This window comes from Pseudomonas sp. RL (genome assembly GCF_000647775.1).
In the GTDB taxonomy this organism is placed as follows: Bacteria; Pseudomonadota; Gammaproteobacteria; order Pseudomonadales; family Pseudomonadaceae; genus Serpens; species Serpens flexibilis.
The window spans coordinates 1-19,512 of record NZ_JBOY01000055.1; the positions used below are offsets into that span (position 1 = coordinate 1).

19 protein-coding genes are annotated in these 19,512 nt (G+C 65.8%); 11 read left to right on the top strand and 8 right to left on the bottom strand.

The genetic code is table 11. The features are described 5' to 3' along the window. Window positions 1–34: 34 nt before the first annotated feature. Window positions 35–1,753 carry a bifunctional protein-serine/threonine kinase/phosphatase gene (locus AS93_RS0109885; protein ID WP_027590463.1) on the top strand — a complete coding sequence of 573 codons (1,719 nt, stop codon included), beginning with the start codon at window positions 35–37 and terminating at the stop codon, window positions 1,751–1,753. Between the two features lie 88 nt (window positions 1,754–1,841). Here AS93_RS0109885 and AS93_RS0109890 read toward each other — a convergent pair whose 3' ends face one another. Genes AS93_RS0109890 through AS93_RS0109900 form a run of 3 tightly spaced genes read right to left on the bottom strand, consistent with a single transcriptional unit; the run spans window position 1,842 to window position 4,389 of the window. Beyond that, on the bottom strand, window positions 1,842–2,729 hold the full coding sequence (locus AS93_RS0109890; protein ID WP_051587436.1) for a GIDE domain-containing protein: 888 nt from the start codon (window positions 2,727–2,729) through the stop codon (window positions 1,842–1,844). Between the two features lie 10 nt (window positions 2,730–2,739). Next, window positions 2,740–3,318, bottom strand: coding sequence for a LemA family protein (locus AS93_RS0109895; protein ID WP_027590465.1), 579 nt, complete (start codon window positions 3,316–3,318; stop codon window positions 2,740–2,742). Window positions 3,319–3,357: 39 nt separating this feature from the next. Continuing rightward, window positions 3,358–4,389: an AraC family transcriptional regulator gene (locus AS93_RS0109900; protein ID WP_027590466.1), complete on the bottom strand. Its 1,032-nt coding sequence runs from the start codon at window positions 4,387–4,389 to the stop codon at window positions 3,358–3,360. An 87-nt stretch (window positions 4,390–4,476) separates the two neighbouring features. On the opposite strand from AS93_RS0109900, the gene AS93_RS0109905 reads away from it, so the two are divergent. After that, a complete protein-coding gene (locus AS93_RS0109905; RefSeq protein WP_027590467.1) occupies window positions 4,477–6,087 on the top strand; it encodes an FAD-binding dehydrogenase in 1,611 nt (536 codons plus the stop codon). Window positions 6,088–6,174: 87 nt separating this feature from the next. Next, on the top strand, window positions 6,175–7,902 hold the full coding sequence (locus tag AS93_RS0109910) for a thiamine pyrophosphate-binding protein (RefSeq protein WP_027590468.1): 1,728 nt from the start codon (window positions 6,175–6,177) through the stop codon (window positions 7,900–7,902). Here the strand turns inward: AS93_RS0109910 and prmB are convergent, their stop codons facing one another. Next, a complete protein-coding gene (gene prmB, locus AS93_RS0109915) occupies window positions 7,903–8,820 on the bottom strand; it encodes a 50S ribosomal protein L3 N(5)-glutamine methyltransferase (RefSeq protein WP_027590469.1) in 918 nt (305 codons plus the stop codon). 167 nt (window positions 8,821–8,987) lie between these two features. Here prmB and AS93_RS0109920 point away from each other — a divergent pair, with 167 nt between their 5' ends. The 6 genes from AS93_RS0109920 to AS93_RS19135 all read left to right on the top strand — a co-directional run bounded on the left by AS93_RS0109920 (window position 8,988) and on the right by AS93_RS19135 (window position 13,411). After that, window positions 8,988–9,581, top strand: coding sequence for a cysteine hydrolase family protein (locus AS93_RS0109920; RefSeq protein WP_027590470.1), 594 nt, complete (start codon window positions 8,988–8,990; stop codon window positions 9,579–9,581). A 75-nt stretch (window positions 9,582–9,656) separates the two neighbouring features. Next, window positions 9,657–9,965: a hypothetical protein gene (locus AS93_RS0109925; RefSeq protein ID WP_027590471.1), complete on the top strand. Its 309-nt coding sequence runs from the start codon at window positions 9,657–9,659 to the stop codon at window positions 9,963–9,965. Between the two features lie 34 nt (window positions 9,966–9,999). Beyond that, complete coding sequence (locus tag AS93_RS0109930) at window positions 10,000–10,560, top strand: Smr/MutS family protein (protein ID WP_027590472.1); 561 nt, start codon at window positions 10,000–10,002, stop codon at window positions 10,558–10,560. Between the two features lie 140 nt (window positions 10,561–10,700). Next, on the top strand, window positions 10,701–11,246 hold the full coding sequence (gene folE, locus AS93_RS0109935; protein WP_027590473.1) for a GTP cyclohydrolase I FolE: 546 nt from the start codon (window positions 10,701–10,703) through the stop codon (window positions 11,244–11,246). A gap of 194 nt (window positions 11,247–11,440) precedes the next feature. After that, entirely contained in the window at window positions 11,441–12,289 is an 849-nt protein-coding gene (locus tag AS93_RS19130; protein WP_037008908.1) for an alpha/beta hydrolase, read from the top strand. A gap of 72 nt (window positions 12,290–12,361) precedes the next feature. Further along, complete coding sequence (locus AS93_RS19135; protein ID WP_051587438.1) at window positions 12,362–13,411, top strand: urate hydroxylase PuuD; 1,050 nt, start codon at window positions 12,362–12,364, stop codon at window positions 13,409–13,411. 82 nt (window positions 13,412–13,493) lie between these two features. Here the strand turns inward: AS93_RS19135 and AS93_RS0109950 are convergent, their stop codons facing one another. Together AS93_RS0109950 and AS93_RS0109955 are read right to left on the bottom strand one after the other, a co-directional pair. After that, on the bottom strand, window positions 13,494–15,350 hold the full coding sequence (locus AS93_RS0109950) for a DUF4105 domain-containing protein (protein WP_027590474.1): 1,857 nt from the start codon (window positions 15,348–15,350) through the stop codon (window positions 13,494–13,496). A 93-nt stretch (window positions 15,351–15,443) separates the two neighbouring features. After that, a complete protein-coding gene (locus AS93_RS0109955) occupies window positions 15,444–15,932 on the bottom strand; it encodes a DUF3015 domain-containing protein (RefSeq protein WP_027590475.1) in 489 nt (162 codons plus the stop codon). A 430-nt stretch (window positions 15,933–16,362) separates the two neighbouring features. On the opposite strand from AS93_RS0109955, the gene AS93_RS0109960 reads away from it, so the two are divergent. Next, complete coding sequence (locus tag AS93_RS0109960; RefSeq protein ID WP_027590476.1) at window positions 16,363–17,124, top strand: NYN domain-containing protein; 762 nt, start codon at window positions 16,363–16,365, stop codon at window positions 17,122–17,124. Window positions 17,125–17,466: 342 nt separating this feature from the next. On the opposite strand, the gene AS93_RS0109970 is transcribed toward AS93_RS0109960, so the two are convergent. Both AS93_RS0109970 and AS93_RS0109975 read right to left on the bottom strand, forming a co-directional pair. Beyond that, window positions 17,467–17,874 (bottom strand): hypothetical protein, encoded by a 408-nt coding sequence (locus tag AS93_RS0109970; protein ID WP_027590478.1) that lies wholly within the window; start codon window positions 17,872–17,874, stop codon window positions 17,467–17,469. Between the two features lie 112 nt (window positions 17,875–17,986). Then, a complete protein-coding gene (locus AS93_RS0109975; RefSeq protein ID WP_027590479.1) occupies window positions 17,987–18,898 on the bottom strand; it encodes a LysR family transcriptional regulator in 912 nt (303 codons plus the stop codon). Between the two features lie 124 nt (window positions 18,899–19,022). Here AS93_RS0109975 and AS93_RS0109980 point away from each other — a divergent pair, with 124 nt between their 5' ends. Continuing rightward, a complete protein-coding gene (locus tag AS93_RS0109980) occupies window positions 19,023–19,427 on the top strand; it encodes a RidA family protein (protein WP_027590480.1) in 405 nt (134 codons plus the stop codon). Window positions 19,428–19,512 lie beyond the last annotated feature (85 nt).

Below are 19,512 nucleotides of genomic sequence, written 5' to 3' on the forward strand. Positions count from 1 at the left end.
GACGACCCGACGCTGGTAAATTTCCTGGTGACCCATGCCCACCACCCTCGCCGTCACCGTCGGCCAGTTCTCGGACAAGGGTCGCAAGCCCCTCAACCAGGACTTCCACGGCCTGCGCCTGCCCGATCCCGAGCAGCAACACAGCAAGGGCATCGCCCTGGCCATCGCCGATGGCATCAGCAGCAGCGAGGTCAGCCACATCGCCAGCGAAACGGCGGTGAAGAGCTTTCTGGAAGACTACTTCTGCACGCCGGACGCCTGGTCGGTGAAGCAATCCGGCCAGCGCGTGCTGGTCGCTGCCAACGCCTGGCTGCATGCCCAGACGCGGCGCGGCCCGTACCGCTATGACCGTGACCGCGGCCATGTCTGCACCTTCAGCGCGCTGGTGCTCAAGTCCACCACCGCGCACCTGTTCCATGTCGGCGATGCGCGCCTCTACCGACTGCGCAACGGCCAGCTGGAGGCGCTCACTGAGGAACATCGGGTCTGGCTGTCGCCGGAGCAGAGCTGTCTGGGTCGCGCCCTGGGCATCAACCCGCATCTGGAAATCGACTACCGCGCCCTGCCCCTGCAGGTCGGCGACCTGTTCCTGCTGCTCACCGATGGCGTGCATGAATGGCTGGGCGAGGCGGTACTGCTCGCGCTGATCGATGCCCACGGGGACGATCTGGACGCCACCGCGCGCCGCCTGGTGCTGGAAGCCCATGCCCGGGGCAGCCCGGACAACCTCACCGCCCAACTGGTGCGCATCAATGCCCTGCCTGACGGCGAGGCCGGGGAAGTCCAGCGCCAGCTCGAAGAACTCGCCCTGCCGCCGCTGCTGGAGCCGCCGGCGCGCTTCGACGGCTACCGCATCCTGCGCGAACTGCATGCCAGCAGCCGCAGCCATGTGTACCTGGCCGAGGACGAGCACAGCGGCGAACGGCTGGTGCTGAAGACCCCGTCCCTGGACCTGCGCCACGACCGTGCGTATCTCGAACGCCTGCTGCTCGAGGAATGGATCGCCCGCCGCGTGCACAGCGTGCATGTGGTGCGCGCGCCGGCGACAAGCCGGCCGCGCCAGTACCTGTACAGCGTGGCGGAGTACGTCGAGGGCCAGACGCTGGCCCACTGGATGACCGATCATCCGCAGCCCTCGCTGGAGCAGGTGCGCGACCTGCTGGAGCAGATCGCCCGCGGGCTGCGCGCCTTTCACCGCCTGGAAATGCTGCACCGCGACCTGCGTCCGGAGAACATCCTGATCGACGCCGGCGGCACCCTGAAGCTGATCGACTTCGGCTCGGCGCAGGTCTCCGGCCTGGCCGAAGGTGGCATGGATCCGGACAACCCGGTGCCCGGCGCGCTGGCCTACACCGCACCGGAGTATTTCCTCGGCGAAGGCAGCAGCGTGCGTTCGGATTTGTTCTCGCTGGGCGTGATCGCCTACCGCCTGCTGGGCGGCGACCTGCCCTACGGCGCCGAAGTGTCCCGTACACGCAGCCGCACCGCCCAGCTGCGCCTGCGCTACCGCCCGCTGTGGCGCGAGGATCGCGACCTGCCGACCTGGGTCGATGACGTGCTGCGCAAGGCTGTGCACCCCAACCCGGCGCGGCGCTACGGCGAGTTGTCGGAATTTCTCCACGACCTGCGCCAGCCGCCGCCGGAACTGCTGCACCGCACGAAAGCACCGCTGCTGCAGCGCCATCCGCTGCGCTTCTGGCAGACGGTGGTGTGGGTGCAGTTGGGGGTGATTGTTCTCTTGCTGTTGCGTTGAGGTCCTCTTCGGGGCCGCCTGCGGCCCCGGACGATGCAACGGCGGCCAAAGCGTTGCCCTGACCGCCCTGCGCCCCCGAACAAACTGTTCAGAGAAACCGATCGAGCAGCCAGGCCATCGCCCAGGCGCCTCCCAGACACACCAGCGCGCTTAGCAGCGCCTTCCTGCGCAGATGACGGATCGCGCCCTCCTTGCCGCGGCTGGAAAGAACGAACGGCTGCGCCTCGCCGGGTTTGGCCAGGCGGTGCCAGTCGGGTTGCCGGGCGGCCTGCCGATGGCGCTGCTCGGCTTCCAGGCGGGCGGCCAGCTGGACCAGCCGCCACTCTTCGTCATCCAGGCGACCGTTACCGTTGGCGTCGAAACGGCGCAGCAGGCCGGTGAAATCCGCTTTCCATTCACGCACCACCGCGCCCCGGGCCTGTTCCCCGTCGAGGGAGCGGCTGGCCGGGCTTTCTGTCTGGAATTCGCCGATGGCATACAGGTACTCGCCCACGTGCAGGCGTTCCTCGGTATAGCGATACCGGGCGCCGAACAGCCCGTCCAGCAGCCCGTAGGAGGCGTCGCGCAACGGATGGCGCAGCGTGCCCTCCCACACCTGGCGCGTCGCCGGATACACCTGCGCGCCGCGCGGATCGATCACGCATTCGCCGGTGCTGTCGGCCAGGCGCAGCCAGGCCTCGCTGCGACCGCTCTCCAACGTCTGCCAGCGGCGCGACCTGCCGCTCGTCCTATAGCGTTCGATCTCGTAGCGCCACCACAGGCACGGCTGTCCGGTGAGTGGCCCGAACTGCGTCTGCTCCGCGGACTGGAGCAGGCCGGCCAGCTCCACATACCCCTGCGCCGCCGAGCGGATCTTCGAGCTGGGCGTGTCCTGCAGATGGCGCGCCTGCGACCAGCAGCGCACGCTGTTCCAGCCGCCGGCAGCACAGGCGAAGACCGCCCCGGCGAACAGCGCCAGCGTATGCACGACATTCATCGCCCCGTCCTCAGCCGAACAGCGCCTTGAGATCCACGTCGGCCTTTTCCGCCTCGCTGAACTGCAACAGGGTCGCGGCGGCGAAGCCGAAGAAACGCGCCAGCAGCACATCCGGGAATTGCTCGATGCGCACGTTGTTCAGATTGACCGCCTCGTTGTACAGCTCGCGCCGGTCGGCGATGCCGCTCTCCAGGGCGCTGATGCGCTGTTGCAGATGGCGGAAGCTCTCGTCGGCCTTCAGCTGCGGATAATTCTCGGCCAGCGCGAACAGCTTCCCCAGCCCGGCGCGCAAGCCGCTTTCCGCCTGGCCCAGCGCCTGCATGTCATGCCGCTCGCGGGCGCTGGCCACCGCGTTGCGCGCTGCGATCACCCGCTCCAGCGTGGCGCGCTCGTGCTGCATGTACTGCTTGCAGGTTTCCACCAGCTTGGGCAGCTCTTCATGGCGCTGGCGCAGCAACACGTCGATGTTCGCCCAGGCCTTGCCCACGCCATGCTTCAGGCGCACCAGGCCGTTGTACAGTCCCACCGCATACGCCACGGCGAAGAACGCCACCACCAGAACCACCGCCACCGTCAGACTCGGACTCATGCAACCCCCGCAATGTCGTTGCGCATAAAGTCGCGGAGTCTATGGCCTGGCGCAGCGCGAAGGATTGATCGGCCCCGCATTCGCGCGTTGCCGCCACGCCTGCGGCGACACCCCGCTCCAGCGCCGGAAGGCGCGCGCGAATGCGGTTTCGTCGCCATACCCCAGGTGCAGCGCCAGCTCGGTGATGGACTGGCCCGACTGGCGCAGCTGCTGGCAGGCTTCCTGGTAGCGCACCCGGTCGAGCAGGGTACGAAAGCTGACCCCGCGCGCCTGCAGGGTCTTCTGCAGCACGCGCGGGTGCTGGCCGAGCAGACGGGCGGCCACCGGCAGGCTGGCTTCGCCGGTGGTGAGGATCGACTGCAGCACGTAGCACAGCTGCGCCACCGGATCTTCGGCAATGTCCGCCTGGCCGGCGAACTCGGCCAGCAGGTGCGAGCGCAACGGGGCGGACTGGGCCAGCGGACGATGGTTCACCAGCGCACGGTCGGTGATGAAGGCGTTGCGCGCCTGGCCGAAACGCACCTCGCAGCCGAAGAACGCCTCGTAGTGCGGTAGCGCGCCACGCGACTCGTGGCGAATCTCCAGCCGCCTCGGCTGCCAGGCCTCGCCGAACAGACTGCCCAGGCTGCGGTGCACCACCCCCAGCCCCAGCTCCAGCAACTGGCGCGTGTCGATGTGCTCGCGCAGCGTTAGGCTGTAGCGCACCTCCAGGGCATCGCCCTGCTCCGCCGTCGCCAGTTCGATGCCCTGGGCGTGCAGGTGCACGTAGTTGCGGGTCAGGCGCAGCACCTCGGGGAAGCTTTCCGCCTGGGCGAGCAACAGGCCGAACGGGCCGAAGATCAGATAGTCGTGCAGGCGGCTCAGGTGCAGGCCGAACAGCGGGTTGCCGGAGCGTTCGGCCGCCAGCGCCAGCGCCTGGCCGAAGCGTGCATAGGGCACATACAGGTCGCGGCGCTGCAGCACCTCGGGGTCCAGGGCACAACGTGGGAGCAGGGATAGCGGGTCGAGGCCATTGGCGCGGCAGAGTGCTTCGAAACCGATGAACACGGCGCTGCGGGCGATCTGGGTCATGAGGGTCCTCGTTCGCAAAATGTCAGGCCGGGCCGCGCCAAGGCTGCCTATGCTCGCCGGCAAAAACAAGAACTACACCGAGGGCACATGAGCAACTCCCTGCACCACGCCGATACCCTGGTGATCGGCGCCGGCCTGGCCGGCATCGTCACCGCGCTGGAACTGCTCGACCGGGGGCAACGCGTCACCCTGCTGGACGCCGGCCCGCGCTCAGCCTGCGGCGGCCAGGCCAACGAGGCGTTCGGCGGCCTGCTGCTGAGCGAAACCCCGGAGCAGAAACGCAACGGCATCCAGGATTCCCCCGCGCTGTTCCTCGCCGACTGGCTGCGCGCCGCGCAGTTCGCGCCGGACGCGCAATGGGGCCGGCGCTGGGCAGAGGACTACGTGGCGCGCAACCGCGTGGAGGTCTATGACTGGCTGCATGACCAGGGCATCCGCTTCTTCCCCGCCGTGCAGTGGGTGGAGCGCGGCAACCAGGGCGACGGCAATTCGCTGCCGCGCTACCACGTGGCCTGGGGCTGCGGGCGCGGGCTGGTCGGCACGCTGGCCGCGCGCCTGTTCTCGCACCCGTGCAGCTACCTGCTGGATCTGCTGTTCGAGCACCGGGTCGAGGGCCTGGAGCGGCGCAACGGCGCGGTCAGCGGTTGTCACGGGCACGGCCCGCGGGGCGCGTTTCGGGTGCAGGCCGAACAGGTGGTGGTGTGCACCGGCGGCATCGGCGGCGATCTCGGCCGGGTGCGCCAGCACTGGGACACGGCGCTGTACGGCCCCTGCCCCGACAACCTGCTCAACGGCACCCCGCCATGCGCCGACGGCGCCCTGCATGACCAGGTGCAGGCGGTGGGCGGCCAGGTGGTCAACCTGGGCCAGATGTGGAACTACGCCGCCGGCATCGCCCACCCGGAACCCGAATACCCCGACCACGGGCTGAGCCTGATTCCGCCGCGTTCGGCGCTGTGGCTGGACGCCCACGGCCGGCGTATCGGTCCGCAGCCGCTGGTCACCGGCTTCGACACCCACGACCTGTGCAAGCGCGTCGGCCGACTACCCGGCCAGTACAGCTGGCAACTGATGAACTGGCGCATCGCGATCAAGGAAATGGCCATTTCCGGCACGGATACCAACCCGCTGTTCCGCGACCGCAAGCTGGTCAGGCTGATCTGGCAGACCCTCACCGGCAACAAGGCGCTGGTGAACTGGATGCTGGAGCGCTGCCCGGACGTGGTCAGTGGCAACACGCTGGAGGAACTGGCCGGGCGCATGAACGCCCTCGGCCCGCTGCCGGTGGACCTGGCTGGCATGCGTGCCGATGTGCAGGCCTACGACGCCATGCTCAAGCGCGGCCCGGCGCTGCACAACGACGACCAGCTGCGCCGCCTGGCCCAGCTGCGCCAGTGGCGCAGCGACCGCTTGCGTACCTGCAGGAACCAGCCAATCCTCGACCCCAAGGCCGGCCCGCTGATCGCCATCCGCGAGCGCATCATCAGCCGCAAGAGCATGGGCGGCATGCTCACCGACCTGCAGTCGCGGGTGCTCGACGCGACGGGCCAACCGGTGCCCGGGCTGTACGCGGCCGGCGAGGCGGCGGGCTTCGGGGGCGGTGGGATCAGCGGCATTCGTTCGCTGGAGGGGACATTCCTGAGCAATTGCGTATTCAACGGCCGCCGCGCGGCGCAGGCGATTGCACAAGGTGGTTGATTCTGCAGGAGCGAACTTGTTCGCGAGCCTTCCCCATAGATTTCGGTTCAGGCCTTGCCACACAACAACATTCACAAGGAGCAGGACATGAAGAAGACCGGCGCGGCACTGGCGCGTTTTGCCCTGGAACAGCTGGGCGTGCGTTTTACCTTCGGCATACCCGGCGTGCACAACACCGAGCTGTATGACGAGCTGAACGCCTCGGAGAAGATCCAGCCGGTGCTGGTCACCCACGAGTGCGGCGCGGCGTTCATGGCCGATGCGGTGAGCCGCACCAGCGACAGCATCGGCACCCTGGTGATCGTGCCGGCGGCGGGTGTCACCCACGCCGCCAGCGGCATCGGCGAGGCGGGGCTGGATGGCATTCCGATGCTGATCATTTCCGGCGGCATCCACAGCGACAGCCCCTACCGCTACCAGCTGCACGACATCGACCAGCACGCCCTGCTCAAGCCGATCACCAAGGCCACGTTCCGCATCGGCAGCCATGCCGAGGTGATTCCCACCCTGTACGAGGCCTACCGCATTGCCACCGGCGGCGAGCCGGGGCCGGTGTTCGTCGAGCTGCCATACAACATCGGCAACTTCCTCGGCGAGGTGGACGAGATGCCGGCCTTCCAGCAAGCCATCGCCGCCCCGCAGGAGAACGCCGAGGCCCTGCGCGAGGCGGCGCGCCTGCTGGTCAGCGCCAAACGTCCGGGGCTGTTCCTCGGCTGGGGTGCGGTGGGCGCGCAGGCCGAGCTGGTGCGCCTGGCCGAGCTGCTGGACGCGCCGGCCTGCACCACCCTGCAGGGCCTGAGTGCCTTTCCCGGCAATCACCCGCTGCATGTGGGCATGGGCTTCGGCGACTATGCCGTGCCGGCGGCCGCCAACGCCTTCGCCGGCTGCGACTGCCTGCTGGCGGTAGGTACGCGCTTTTCGGAAATCCCCACCGGCAGCTACAGCATGCCGGTGCCGGACTGCCTGATTCACGCGGACATCAATCCGGAAGTGTTCAACGCCAACTTCCCTGCCCGGGTCACGCTCGAGGGCGATGCCGCGCAGCTCATCCCTGCCCTGCTGCGCGAGGTGGAAACCCTGCAGCCGGCCGCGCGCAGCGGTATGGCCGAGCGTATCCGCGCCGACAAGGCGGCCTACCGTGACGAGTGGTTCAAGCACGACAGCCAGGGTCGAGTGAACCCGGCGCGCTTCTTCGCCGAATTGCGCAGCCAGCTGGACGACGAGGCCATCGTGGTCGCCGACGACGGCAACCACACCTTCCTGATCGCCGAGCTGATGCCGATCCATGGCCCGCGCCGCTACCTGTCGCCCAGCGACTTCAACGCCATGGGCTACTGCATCCCGGCGACCATCGGCGCCAAGCTGGCCAATCCGGACAAGACCGTGGTGGGCGTGGTGGGCGACGGCGCGCTGCGCATGACCGGCCTGGAGCTGCTCACCGCCAGCCAGCTGCGGCTGGGCGTGCCGCTGTTCGTGTTCAACGATGGCGAGCTGTCGCAGATCGCCCAGGCCCAGGAAATCCCCTACAACCGCAAGACCTGCACGGTGCTGCAGCCGCTCAATGTCAAAGCCCTGGCCGAGGCGACCGGCGCCGCCTTCGTGGCCATCGACGGCAACGACGGCTGCGCAGAGGGCATCCGCCAGGCGCTGCAACTCGCCGCGCAGAACCGCCCGGTGCTGGTGGATGTGCGCGTCGATTACTCCAAGCGCACTCGCTTCACCCAGGGGGTGGTCAAGGCCACCCTCAAGCGCTTCACGCCCCGGGACAAGGTGCGGGTGATCGGCCGCGCCCTGTGGCGCCGGGTGACCGGTTGATCAGAAAAGACGGCTGCGGAACAGTGCCTGGTGCTCCCGGCATTGCTTCGCCGCCAGCAGGAACACGCCGTGGCCGCCGTGCTCGAACTCCAGCCAGGTGAAGTCCACTTCCGGGTACAGGGCCTGCACATGCACCTGACTGTTGCCCACTTCCACCACCAGGATGCCCTGCTCGGTGAGGTGGTCGGCGGCTTCGGCGAGCATGCGCCGCACCAGGTCCAGGCCGTCATCGCCACAGGCCAGGCCCAGGGCCGGCTCGTGGTGGTACTCGTCCGGCATGTCGGCGAAGTCCTCGGCGTCCACGTAGGGCGGGTTGGAGACGATCAGGTCGAAGCGCTGGCCGGGCAGGCCATCGAAGCCGTCGCCCTGTACGGTGTAGACGCGATCCTCCAGTCCATGCTTCTCGATGTTGCAGTTGGCCACTTCCAACGCATCGAAGGACAGGTCGCCGAGCACCACTTCCGCTTCCGGGAAGGCGTAGGCGCAGGCGATGCCGATGCAACCCGAGCCGGTGCACAGGTCGAGGATGCGCGCCGGCTCGGCCGGCAGCCAGGGCGCGAAACGCTGACTGATCAGCTCGGCGATCGGCGAGCGCGGTACCAGCACGCGTTCGTCCACCTTGAACGGCAGCCCGCAGAACCAGGCCTCGCCGAGCAGGTAGGCAGTCGGTACGCGGTCGACCACGCGGCGCTCGATCAGGCTGCCGAGCAGGTCGCGCTCGTGGTCTTCCAGGCGGCAGTCCAGGTAGGCGTCGGTCATTTCGTACGGCAGGTGCAGGGCACCCAGCACCAGCATGCGGGCCTCGTCCCAGGCGTTGTCGGCTCCATGCCCGAAGTAGATTTCCTCAGCCTGGAAACGGCTGACCGCCCAGCGAATGTAATCGCGCAAGGTACGAAGGCGGGTGGGCAGAACGGACACAATGAACTCTCCTGGGCAAATGCGCGGCATTTTATCCCAAGCAAGACCGTCCGTCCCGCGCAATGGGACCAAGTGCCATCATTTTGATGCTGGAAAAACGTCGCAAGCCGATTCACAAGTGTTACCACTGAGGCCACAATGCCGTCCTCGCGTTTCAGGAGATACCCATGACCCAGCCGCTTTCCATGCTCCAACTGTACGGTCGCGCCTATGCGCCGGCCACGCTGGGCAATGCCACCCTGCTGATCATCGACCCGCAGCAGGAATACCGCATGGGCACGCTGGCCCTGCCGGGCCTGGAGCCCGCCATGGCGCAGATCGCCGAGCTGATCGCCGCCGCGCGCAGCCAGGGCCGCCCCATCATCTACGTGCGCCACCTGGGCATTCCCGGCGGCCTGCTCGACCCGCAAGGCAAGCGGGGTCACTTCCTGCCGGAACTGGCGCCGCAACCGGGCGAAACCGTGGTGGAGAAGCGCCTGCCGAACGCTTTCGCCGGCACCGACCTGAATGACCGGTTGATGGCTCACGGACATCTGGACTTGATCGTCTGCGGCTTCATGACCCATTCGAGCATCAGCAGCACCGTGCGTGCCGCCAAGGACTACGGCTACCGCTGCACCCTGGTGGATGCGGCCATCGCCACCCGCGACATCCCGCTGGGCGAAGGCACCCTGGCTGCCGCCGACCTGCACCGCATGGAAATGGCCGCCCTGGCCGACAACTTTGCGGTGGTGGTACCCCACGCCCGCGACGTGCTCTGAGCCTCCCGTCGCCCGCCAGCGAACCCGCGCACCCGGCCCAGGTCTCACACCGGCTGGCTCGCGAGGTGCAACGGCATGAAGTTCTCCGACAATTTCTCGACCCGCCCGGCGCCACGCCGCTGGAGTTGGCGCCTGGGCGGCCTGGCCGGCGCGCTCGGCGCCACCCTGGGCGTTCTGCTGGTCATGGCCGGCACCGCCACCCTGCTGGGCCGCCCGCCTGCTCTCGGCGAACTGAACGACAGCCCCGCCAATGCCTGGACGCTGCTCCTGCTGGGCATCGCCCTGCTGATCCTGGGTATCTTCATCTGGCGCCACTGCCGCCAGCGGTTGCGCATCCGCGAGGATCTCGGCCTGTCGCCGCACCTGATGAAAAAGCGCGACTGAATCGGGAGTAAACTAGCGGCCCTCAGGAGGTCGCATGAACCAAGACGACGATTTTTCCCTCTTCAGCCAGGCCGTGCGTGGCGTTCGCCGCATCCAGGACGATCGCGCCGACACCGGCAAGCCACGCGCCGATCGCCAGCAACTGGCCAACCGTCGACAGAACGCCACCCAGCGCAGTGACACGCTCCGTGTCGATGGCCTGTCCGACCAGTTCGTCATCGACGTGGGTGCCGAGGACGAACTGCACTGGGCCCGCGACGGGGTGCAGGATGGCCAGATGCGCAAGCTCAAGGCCGGCCAGATCGCCTTCGAGGGCAGCCTCGACCTGCACGGCATGACCGTGGAAAAGGCCCGCGAGACGCTCTGGGAGTTCCTCGCCGAGGCCGCGAAGCTGGAAGTGCGCTGCGTGCGCGTCACCCATGGCAAGGCCGCGCGCCTGGACGGCAAGCGCCCGCTGATCAAGAGCCACGTCAACACCTGGCTGCGCCAGCATCCGCAGGTGCTCGGCTTCACCTCCTGCCTGCCGCGCCACGGCGGCACCGGCGCCCTCTACGTGCTGCTCAAGCGCACCATGCTGGACGGCCGGGACGAATGAAGCGCCGCACGGCAAGCGATAATTCCTCATGCAGAAACGACGACCCACGCCACGCGCGGGTATCGTGAGGCTTGCAGCCGGACGCTTGCGTCCCTACCCTGCGCGCCTCGTGCTCATTTCCATGCCCGACAGGTAAACCAATGTCACTGGAACAACACTACAGCTCGATCCTCGAACAACTCGGCGAGGATGTCGCCCGCGAAGGCCTTCGCGATACGCCCAAGCGCGCCGCCAAGGCCATGCAGTTCCTCTGCCGCGGTTACGAGCAGACGCTGGAAGACGTCACCAACGGTGCGCTGTTCAGCTCCGACAACAGCGAAATGGTGCTGGTGAAAAACATCGAGCTGTACTCGCTGTGCGAACACCACATCCTGCCCTTCATCGGCAAGGCCCACGTGGCCTACATGCCCAACGGCAAGGTGCTGGGCCTGTCCAAGGTCGCGCGCATCGTCGACATGTACGCCCGCCGCCTGCAGATCCAGGAGAACCTTACCCGGCAGATCGCCGAGGCCATCGAGCAGGTCACCGACGCCGCTGGCGTAGCGGTGGTCATCGAGGCCCAGCACATGTGCATGATGATGCGCGGCGTTGAGAAGCAGAACTCCTCCATGGTCACCTCGGTGATGCTCGGCCAGTTCCGCAGCAATGCCGCCACGCGCAGCGAATTTCTCAGCCTGATCCGCTGAGGTCGCCGCAAACGTCGCGGAAGTTGCTTCGCGACAGCACTCGCAGCTTCCCAAGGAGCGCTTGCTAGAGCCCTTGGGCCTGTGATTTACGCCAATGGGTGCCGGAGCCGACGTGCTCCGGGCGCCAGTTCAGCCGCTGCACCTGAACACGCACCGGGAAAAACGCGACGACACACGCAGCGAAACGGACTGACATGGCTGCCTCACTTCTGATCCGCCACGCCCTGCTCGGCCTGTTGCTGGCCCTCTGCGCCGGCTGTGGCCACCTGTTCTACTTTCCCGAGCCCGGGCTGCGCGGCACCCCCGCGCAGGCCGGTGTGCCCTACGAGGACGTGCATTTCCAATCCGCCGACGGCACCCGCCTGCACGGCTGGTACCTGCCGGCCCGGAGCCAGCCCCGTCGCGGGCTGATCTACTTCCTGCACGGCAACGCCGAGAACATCAGCACCCATTACGTGGCGATGAGCTGGCTGAACCGCCATGGCTGGGACCTGTTTCTCATTGATTACCGGGGCTTTGGCCTTTCCGAAGGCACTCCGGATATCCACGGCGTCAACCAGGATGCCCGCGCCGGTCTCGCCTGGGCGGTGGCCCGGGCACGACAGGAGCAGCTGCCGCTGGTGGTCTACGGCCAGAGCCTGGGCGGCGCCACCGCAGCCACCGTGGTCGCCCACAGCCAGCCCGGCGACGTGCAGGCCCTGGTGCTGGACAGCGCGTTCTCCGGCTATCGGCTGATCGCCCGGGAAAAGCTCGGCGATGTCTGGCTGACCTCCCCGCTGCGCTACCCGCTGGCCTGGACCATCCGCGACGACTTCAGCCCCGACCGCTACCTGCATCAGCGCCCGCCCATGCCGCTGCTGATCCTGCACGGCTGCGCCGACCTTACCGTGCCCTGCAGCCACGGCGAGCGCCTCTACCACACCGCCGCCCCGCCAGTCTGGCTGTGGCTGGATCCGCAGCGCCGCCACGGCGAAATGCTCTACACCCGGCACTGGCGCGAGCAACTGGTGAAGTGGCTGGAACAGCAGGTGCCAACGCCCTGAACCAGTCGGGCGATGGCCTGTCTCTGAAAGAACGGCAGACGGAGAAGCTGCCGTTACACGGAGACCCATCGCATGGATGCCCTGGCCCTCACCCTCGGCTGGCTGGCCTTACTGGCCGCCGCGCTCTGGCTGGCTTCGCTATACGTGCTGGCGCGCACCTTCCCCCTTGATCCCTGCGCCGCCCCACGCCTGACGATGCGCCATCAGGCTGCACTGTTGGCGGTTGCGGCCTGGTGCCTGCTGCCGGCGCCGGTATCCCTCGGCGACACGGTACTGCGCCCCGAAGCAGCGGTGTTGGTCACGGTCGGTACGCTGGCCACCGCCTGGTTCGGTTACCGCGCTTTATGCGATGCCCTGCAGCGCCGCCCGCTGTTACTGGCGTTCGTGCTCTACGGACTGCTCGGCTACGCCGTGTGGGGCTACCACCAGCTGTTCGGCGCCAGCGGCGCCTACCTGCACAGCGGCGCGCTGCTGGTGACCCTGATGGCCAGCAACCTGCACGGCGCGAGCCGGGCAACCCAGCCCTGCGCCGCGCGCGCGACCCTGCGCAGGCGGCACAATCGCTACCTGACCCTGCCCCTGCTGTTCACCCTGCTCTGCGCCCACGCGCCGGACTTGATGGCCAATCCCTACGCCTGGCAGTTGCTGCTGCTGATCGGCGGCCTGCTGGTGCTGATCTGGTACGGACTGGAGCAGGCGCTGACGCCGAAATGGGCGCTGTCCAGCGCCCTCGGCGTGCTGGCGCTGTATGTAGCCATGCCGGACGGCCTGCAACGCGAAGCCCGCGCCAGACCGGCAGCACCGTCGTTCGCGGCGGCCTTCAAGCACGCCATCCCGACGCCCGAGCCACTGGACACCCACCGGGAATTCGCCCTGGTGCAACGCATCATCCAGGACCGCTGCCTGGAGTGTCATTCCCGCACACCCAGCAACCCGGTCTTCCAGGCCACGCCGCTGGTGCCGACCTTCGACACGCCAGAGCAGATCCTCACTTGGAAGCGCGCCATCCATGAACAGGCCGTGGCCAGCCAGAACATGCCGCTGGCCAACCTCACCCAGATGAGCCAGGCCGAGCGGGATCTGCTGGGGTTGTGGATCGAAAAAGGCGGGAGGATCGAGTAGGCGGACAACGCTCTGGCTGGCACGAAGCGGCCTGCGCCAGTCGCGTTTGTCCCGCGGCTACTGACCCGAGCGCCGCGTCTGCCTAGTAGAAATACCAGCGCAGTTGCAGCTGCACTTCCGTTTCCGGCGAGGACCATTGGCTGAATTCGCGTTGCGCACTAATTCGGATGCCGAGATTCTCACTCAACTCCAGTTGCTGGCTGAGGCTGAGGCGCCGGCGCACTTCACCGTTATGGAAATAGTCGCCCTGGGCCTCGAGCAGCAAATTGCCAGCTGCATTGCGCCAGAGCAGACCGGCATCGAAACCGGCTGCCGGACTGAGCGCGGCGGCGAAGTCACGATTGTGTTCAAGGCGTACGGTTCCCATGGCGAATCCGAGCAGTCCTTCGCCAAGGCTCCAGGAGAAACCGCCCCCTCCGTTGAAATAGCCTGCCAGGCGTTCTTTTCCATCTATCCCGAGCACCCGCTCGGCGCCGGTTGCAACTTGCCAGGACCAGGGCTTGAGCAGGCGGGTACGCGGCGTGAGCGAACGGATACTGATGAGATCAAATTGCTGAACCTGCCAGTGATTGCCTTCGTACTGGCGCACCCTCAACTCTCCCAGCTCGATCTGCGCCCCGAGCGGAAAACCGTCAAGGTTGTCGAGCAGGTCGTGATACGCCATGCGCAGGCCGTATTCGGCGAAGGCGCGATCACCGCGATTGCCGACACCCAACAGCAAGGCGCGCGACCGATGGCCGTCTTCGGGCAACAGCGGCCGCTGGACGTCCAGGCGCGGCGGCGGGTTGCGGTTGATCGCCTGTAACAGGCGATAACTGCGGTCAGCGGTGGCAGCATCACGCTCGGCGCCGCTCTTCTGGTAGCGCAGCAGGCGGTAGGCACCGTCCTGAATCAGCGCGCGGCGTTCGGCCGGCAGGGCCAGATATTCGCCATCCTGCAGCACGGTGTCATCTTCGGCCAGACGTTGTACCCAGCCCTGCTCGTGGCTATCCAACGGCGCGACACGCGCCAGCAGCTCATGCTCACGGGAAGGTCGGTAATCGATGCGCTCGATCAGCCCGGCGTCCTTCACCGCCCGCACGGTATCGGCAGGGATTGCGGTCAGGGGAAATTGATCGGTCAGCTCAAGCCCCGGCCGGGCGATTTCCAGCAGCTCGAGCAACCGGTAGGAGCAGTTTTCGTCGAAGAAGAAGTAATCGAACTGGATCTGCCGCAGCTCCCACACATGCTCCAGCATGCGCCCGGTTTCCTCCGCGGTAAGACTCAGGCGGTACTCCCACAGGTCGCGGTTCTCCAGGCGGCTGTATTCACTGATTTTCTCGCGGTAAGGCATCAGCGAGAACAATCCGGGATACCCGCCCATCAGCCCCTTCCAGGCATACAGGATGCTGTTGTCCATGCCCTCGATATAGGCGCCGAAGTTGATTGCAGAACTCAGCAGTGGGCTGCCCTCGCGGTCGATATCCACGGGGTCGATGCGCAGCAAGGTATGGCCGAACATCGACGAAGGGCTGTTCAGGTAGGCCGCCGGGAACACCAGCACGGTGCTGTGCGGCGCGATGTCGTTGTACCAGGTGTCGAACTCCGCACAATTCACCTTCGGCAGATCGTTCAGTGACAGCTGGTCGCGCAGCCAGCGCGTGCGGGCCGGATAGAGACATTGCGGATGGCGGTCACCGAGCGCGGGGTCGCGGTACAAGGCCGGGATAGTCGCTCTCAGCTCGGCGAGCGGGTCCTTCTCCCCATGCTCGGCAAGGAAATATTCATCATCGTCGACATAGCTGCGCCAGCCGCCCAGCGTGCCGCGCTCGTAGTGCCCCAGGGACAACCAGAACGGTTCATTGGCCAGGATCTGCAAACGGTCGGGTGTGATGTGCGGGGCAGCCTGCGACAAGCTACAAGCGCCGCTCAGCAAAAGGGGAAGCAAGCGTCGAAGCATGAAAAGCCAATAGCGGGAGGAGCACATGAATATGCCCGCCGTGGCGGGCATACCGAAAAGAGTCGGGCGTCCCGTAGAACGCCCGCAGCCTTGTTAGGCCTTGTCGGCGTACTGAGCCAGACGTGCGTCTTTCTTCAGCACTGCCAGGGTAGCAGCATGGACCTGCTCGGCGGTGACGTCGGCCGAGCTGAAGATTTCGTTGAAATGGCTGTGGGTCACAGCGGAGAAGTGCGCACGGTCTTCCGGCTGCACGCCCAGCACGACTGCGAAGGTGGTCAGCGCTTCGCCTTCACCCTTGGCCATGTCTTCGGACAGCTCGTTCATGATGCTGCCCAGCACCAGCATCGACTTGCCACCGTAGGTCAGGGTGCCGTTGGTGGAGCAGCCGTTGGTGCCGGAGGTCATGCCGAAGGTGGCGTTGCCGGAAGTGCCGTTGGTGATGGAAGCCACCAGGTGCGACGGCAGGCCCTTCTGACCTTCGAACAGCATGTTGCCCCAACCGCAGTTCGGGCCACCCGGCGCTTCAGCGAATGCGTTCAGCGAGGCGGCAGCAATCAGAGTACCGAGCAGAATCCGTTTCATAGTTATTTCTCTTCTTCAAGACGATCATTAAGTGTCGGCTAACCCGACAGGGGTTACAGCTTTCGGCAATCACCCTAGAGCTGTCAAGGCACATAAGTGCTGATTGCAATTTGTACTCGGAAACCTCCAGCGGGGTCTGACGCGGATCAAATAACCGTCATGAGTACCGGGACTAAAAGTGTGAACTGGATCACTTCGACGTGATATCAGGAACGAATTTGGTACGAACGCTTACGGTTTGACCATCAAACGCCGGTAGCTATCTGTTCTGCGTGCTGCCGGCAATGCCGATACTGAAGCACGGACCACCGTACGAGCAGCTCAACCGCCCGCCACCCTGCGCACCCGCCCTGGAGCTGTGCATCGACCCTTGCCCAGGCCCTGAATCAATGGCACCGTCCTGGCCTCAGCCTTTGACAAGGAAGTTGCCGTGCAGCAGACGCGTATCGCCCTCCTGATCGATTGCGACAATGTCAGCCACAACGCCGTCGAGGGGGTTCTGGAAGAGCTGGCCAAATACGGCATGGTTAATGTCCGCCATGCCCACGGGGATTGGAAAAGCGAACATTTAACCGGCTGGGTCGAACGTCTTCACCCCTTTGCCATCCGACCCATGCAGCAATTCGCCTATACGAAAGGAAAGAACGCCACCGACGCAGCGATGATAATCGACGCAATGGATCTGCTGTACAGCAAGAACATCGATGCCTTTGCCCTCATGACCAGCGACAGCGACTTTACACCGTTAGCACATCGACTACGGGAAAGTGGCCTCCCTGTTTACGGATTTGGCGAGAAAAAAACACCCTCGCCCTTCGTTCAAGCCTGCACGTCGTTTATTTACGTAGAGAACCTGATGGGTTCCCCCGATGATGAAAAGGCCATTGCCGAGCGCCCCAAGAAAAAGACCCGCAACGAACTCCGCGGTGACGCCAGCCTGGTTCGCCTGCTCCGGACCGCGGCCGATCAGACCGCCGACGACGATGGCTGGTCGAACCTGAGCAACGTCGGCGATTACATACGAAACAACAGCTCTTTTTCGGCGGTGAACTATGGATATCAGAAGCTGGGCGATCTGATCCGGGTATCGGAGCTTTTTGAAATCGACATGCGGTTTGATGGAACAGCCATGTTCATCCGACCCATCCGCAAGCAGACAGCGCAGGCCGTTCCCGAACTCACCATGTGCTGAGGTCAACAGCACGGCGCCTGGCGTTTAGAGCCAGGCGCCCGATAGCCCTTTCAATACCAGAACCCTACCCGTGGGCCGACACCGATGAGTTTTTCCAGCTACCTGGCAGCCATTGCCGACAGCGATCTGTTTGGCCTGCTGGCCGCTTACTGCCTTTTCATCGCCCTCGTCGGCCTTCTTGAAAGGTACCGAAGCACCCGAACGTATCGGGTAATGGCCTTTTTCGGACTAATGATCCTTCCGGTACTGCATGGCCTTGGGACCTACTTTCTCAACCAGGCTCCTGCCTGAAGAGCGTGATAAGCCGCTCCAGACACACAGATTCCGATCGAAGAGGCCAGCCTACTGCTTTTCCTGCTCCTTCCTGGCATGCCGTAGCTCGAAGCCACGCAGAATAACGTAGGCGATCAGCGCAAAGATGAAGAACACCAGCAGCATCCAGGCGATGCCCTGCAGGGTTTCGATGATGGTTCGGTACACCTCCAGCACCCAGCGCGCCGTGTTCAATTCGATGATTTCCTCGTCCTTGGCGCGAGGCGTCACATATTGTTCCAGCGCCCAGATGCGCACCCCACCGGAAATACCCACCACATAAATGGCGAAGGTGATGTAGCGGTGCCACGCCGACCCCAGCTCTCCGGAAACCAGCCGGGCGAGGATATTGCCGATCGGCTTGTCGAAAATGCGTGCGACGAGGAAGCAGACCGCGGCCGAAACGGCCAGGGTGACAACTAGTAGCCAGACAAACATGGGGACGACCCTCCGTTTCTGCGGGCAGTGAAGCCGACCGCGCCCCGCCGCGTCAAACAGGCCGGATTTCGCCGAGCCCAAGCACTGAGCCCAAGCACTTTCCGTGCAAAGCCTAGGCAACCGGCGCCCAGCGCCCCACCACCTCGGCCACCCAATCCATAAACACTCGCAACCTCGCACTCACATGCCGGTTCGGCGGGAAAGCCACATACAGCGGCATGGGCTCGACGTGCCACTCCTCGAACAACGGCACCAGTTCGCCCCGTTCGAGGTGCGGCGCGCCCATGTAGTCGGGCAGCCAGAGCACGCCCAACCCGGCGAGGCCGGCGGCCAGGTACGCATTGCCGTCGTCGACGGCCAGCATATGACGGCCGCGCACATATAGGCGCTGGTCGCCACATTGCAAGGCGTAGGGCTGGACCTTGCCGGTACGCGCCCAGAGAAAGCCGACGATGCGGTGGTGACTGTCCTCCAGTTCCTGCGGATGCCGGGGAACGCCGGCACGTTGCACGTAGCTCGGCGCCGCGTAAGCCTGCAGGCGCAGGCTGCCGATGCGGCGCGCCACCAGCGACTGGTCGGCCAGCTCGCCGCCACGGATCACGCAGTCCACATGCTCGCCAATCAGGTCCACCACCCGGTCGCTGACCCCCATGTCCAGCTGGATATCCGGGTAGCGCGCATGAAAATCCACCAGGGCGGGAATCAGCACCAGGCGCGCCAGCGGGCTGGGTACATCCACCCGCAGACGACCGCGCGGTTGAGCGGCGGCGCCGGTCAGGCTGGCTTCCGCATCTTCCAGATCGGCCAGCAGGCGCACCACACGCTCGTAGTAGGCGGCGCCGTCGGGCGTCAGGCCGACCCGGCGCGTGGTGCGGTTGAGCAGCCTCACTCGCAGGCGGGTTTCCAGCTGCTGCACCAGTTGGGTGACGCTGCTTTTGCTCAGGTGCAAGTGCTCGGCCGCCTTGGTGAAGCTGCCCACCTCCACCACACAGGCAAAGGCCCGCATCGCCTCGAACCGGTCCATGCTCGCTCCGATTGTTTGGAATTTGGAAACAGTGAGGGCGGATTTTGCGCGTTTATCGCCTCATCTGGCGACTCTAAAGTGGGCGGGTCATTTTTTCGGGTCAACGACCCTTTCAGGAGGCCTTATGGCACAGCGTGATGTGGTGTTTCCCAGCGGGCGGCAGGCGTTGTACGAGCGCAACCGCTATTCCCCGGCCATTCGCAGCAACGGGTTCCTGTTCGTTTCCGGACAGGTGGGCAGCCGCGAAGACGGCTCACCCGAGCCGGATCTGGAGGCCCAGGCACGGCTGGCGTTCGACAACCTGAACGCCGTACTGGCGGCTGCCGGCTGCACCTTCGCGGACGTGGTGGACGTGACCCTGTTCGTGGTCGACCCCGAATCCCGGCTCGACACGCTCATGAAGGTGCTGCCGGACTACTGGGGCGAAGCGCCCTACCCGACCCTGACCGGTGTCGGCGTGACCTGGCTGTCGGGCTTTGCATTCGAGATCAAGGTGGTCGCCAGGCTGCCCGAGTCGGACCCAAGCTAACCCCGAGGACCGGCGACGCCCCCGCCGGAACCCGACCTCGCGCCGCGCACTCAGAAGGTCATGCCCGGACTCCGACCGAGGTTAG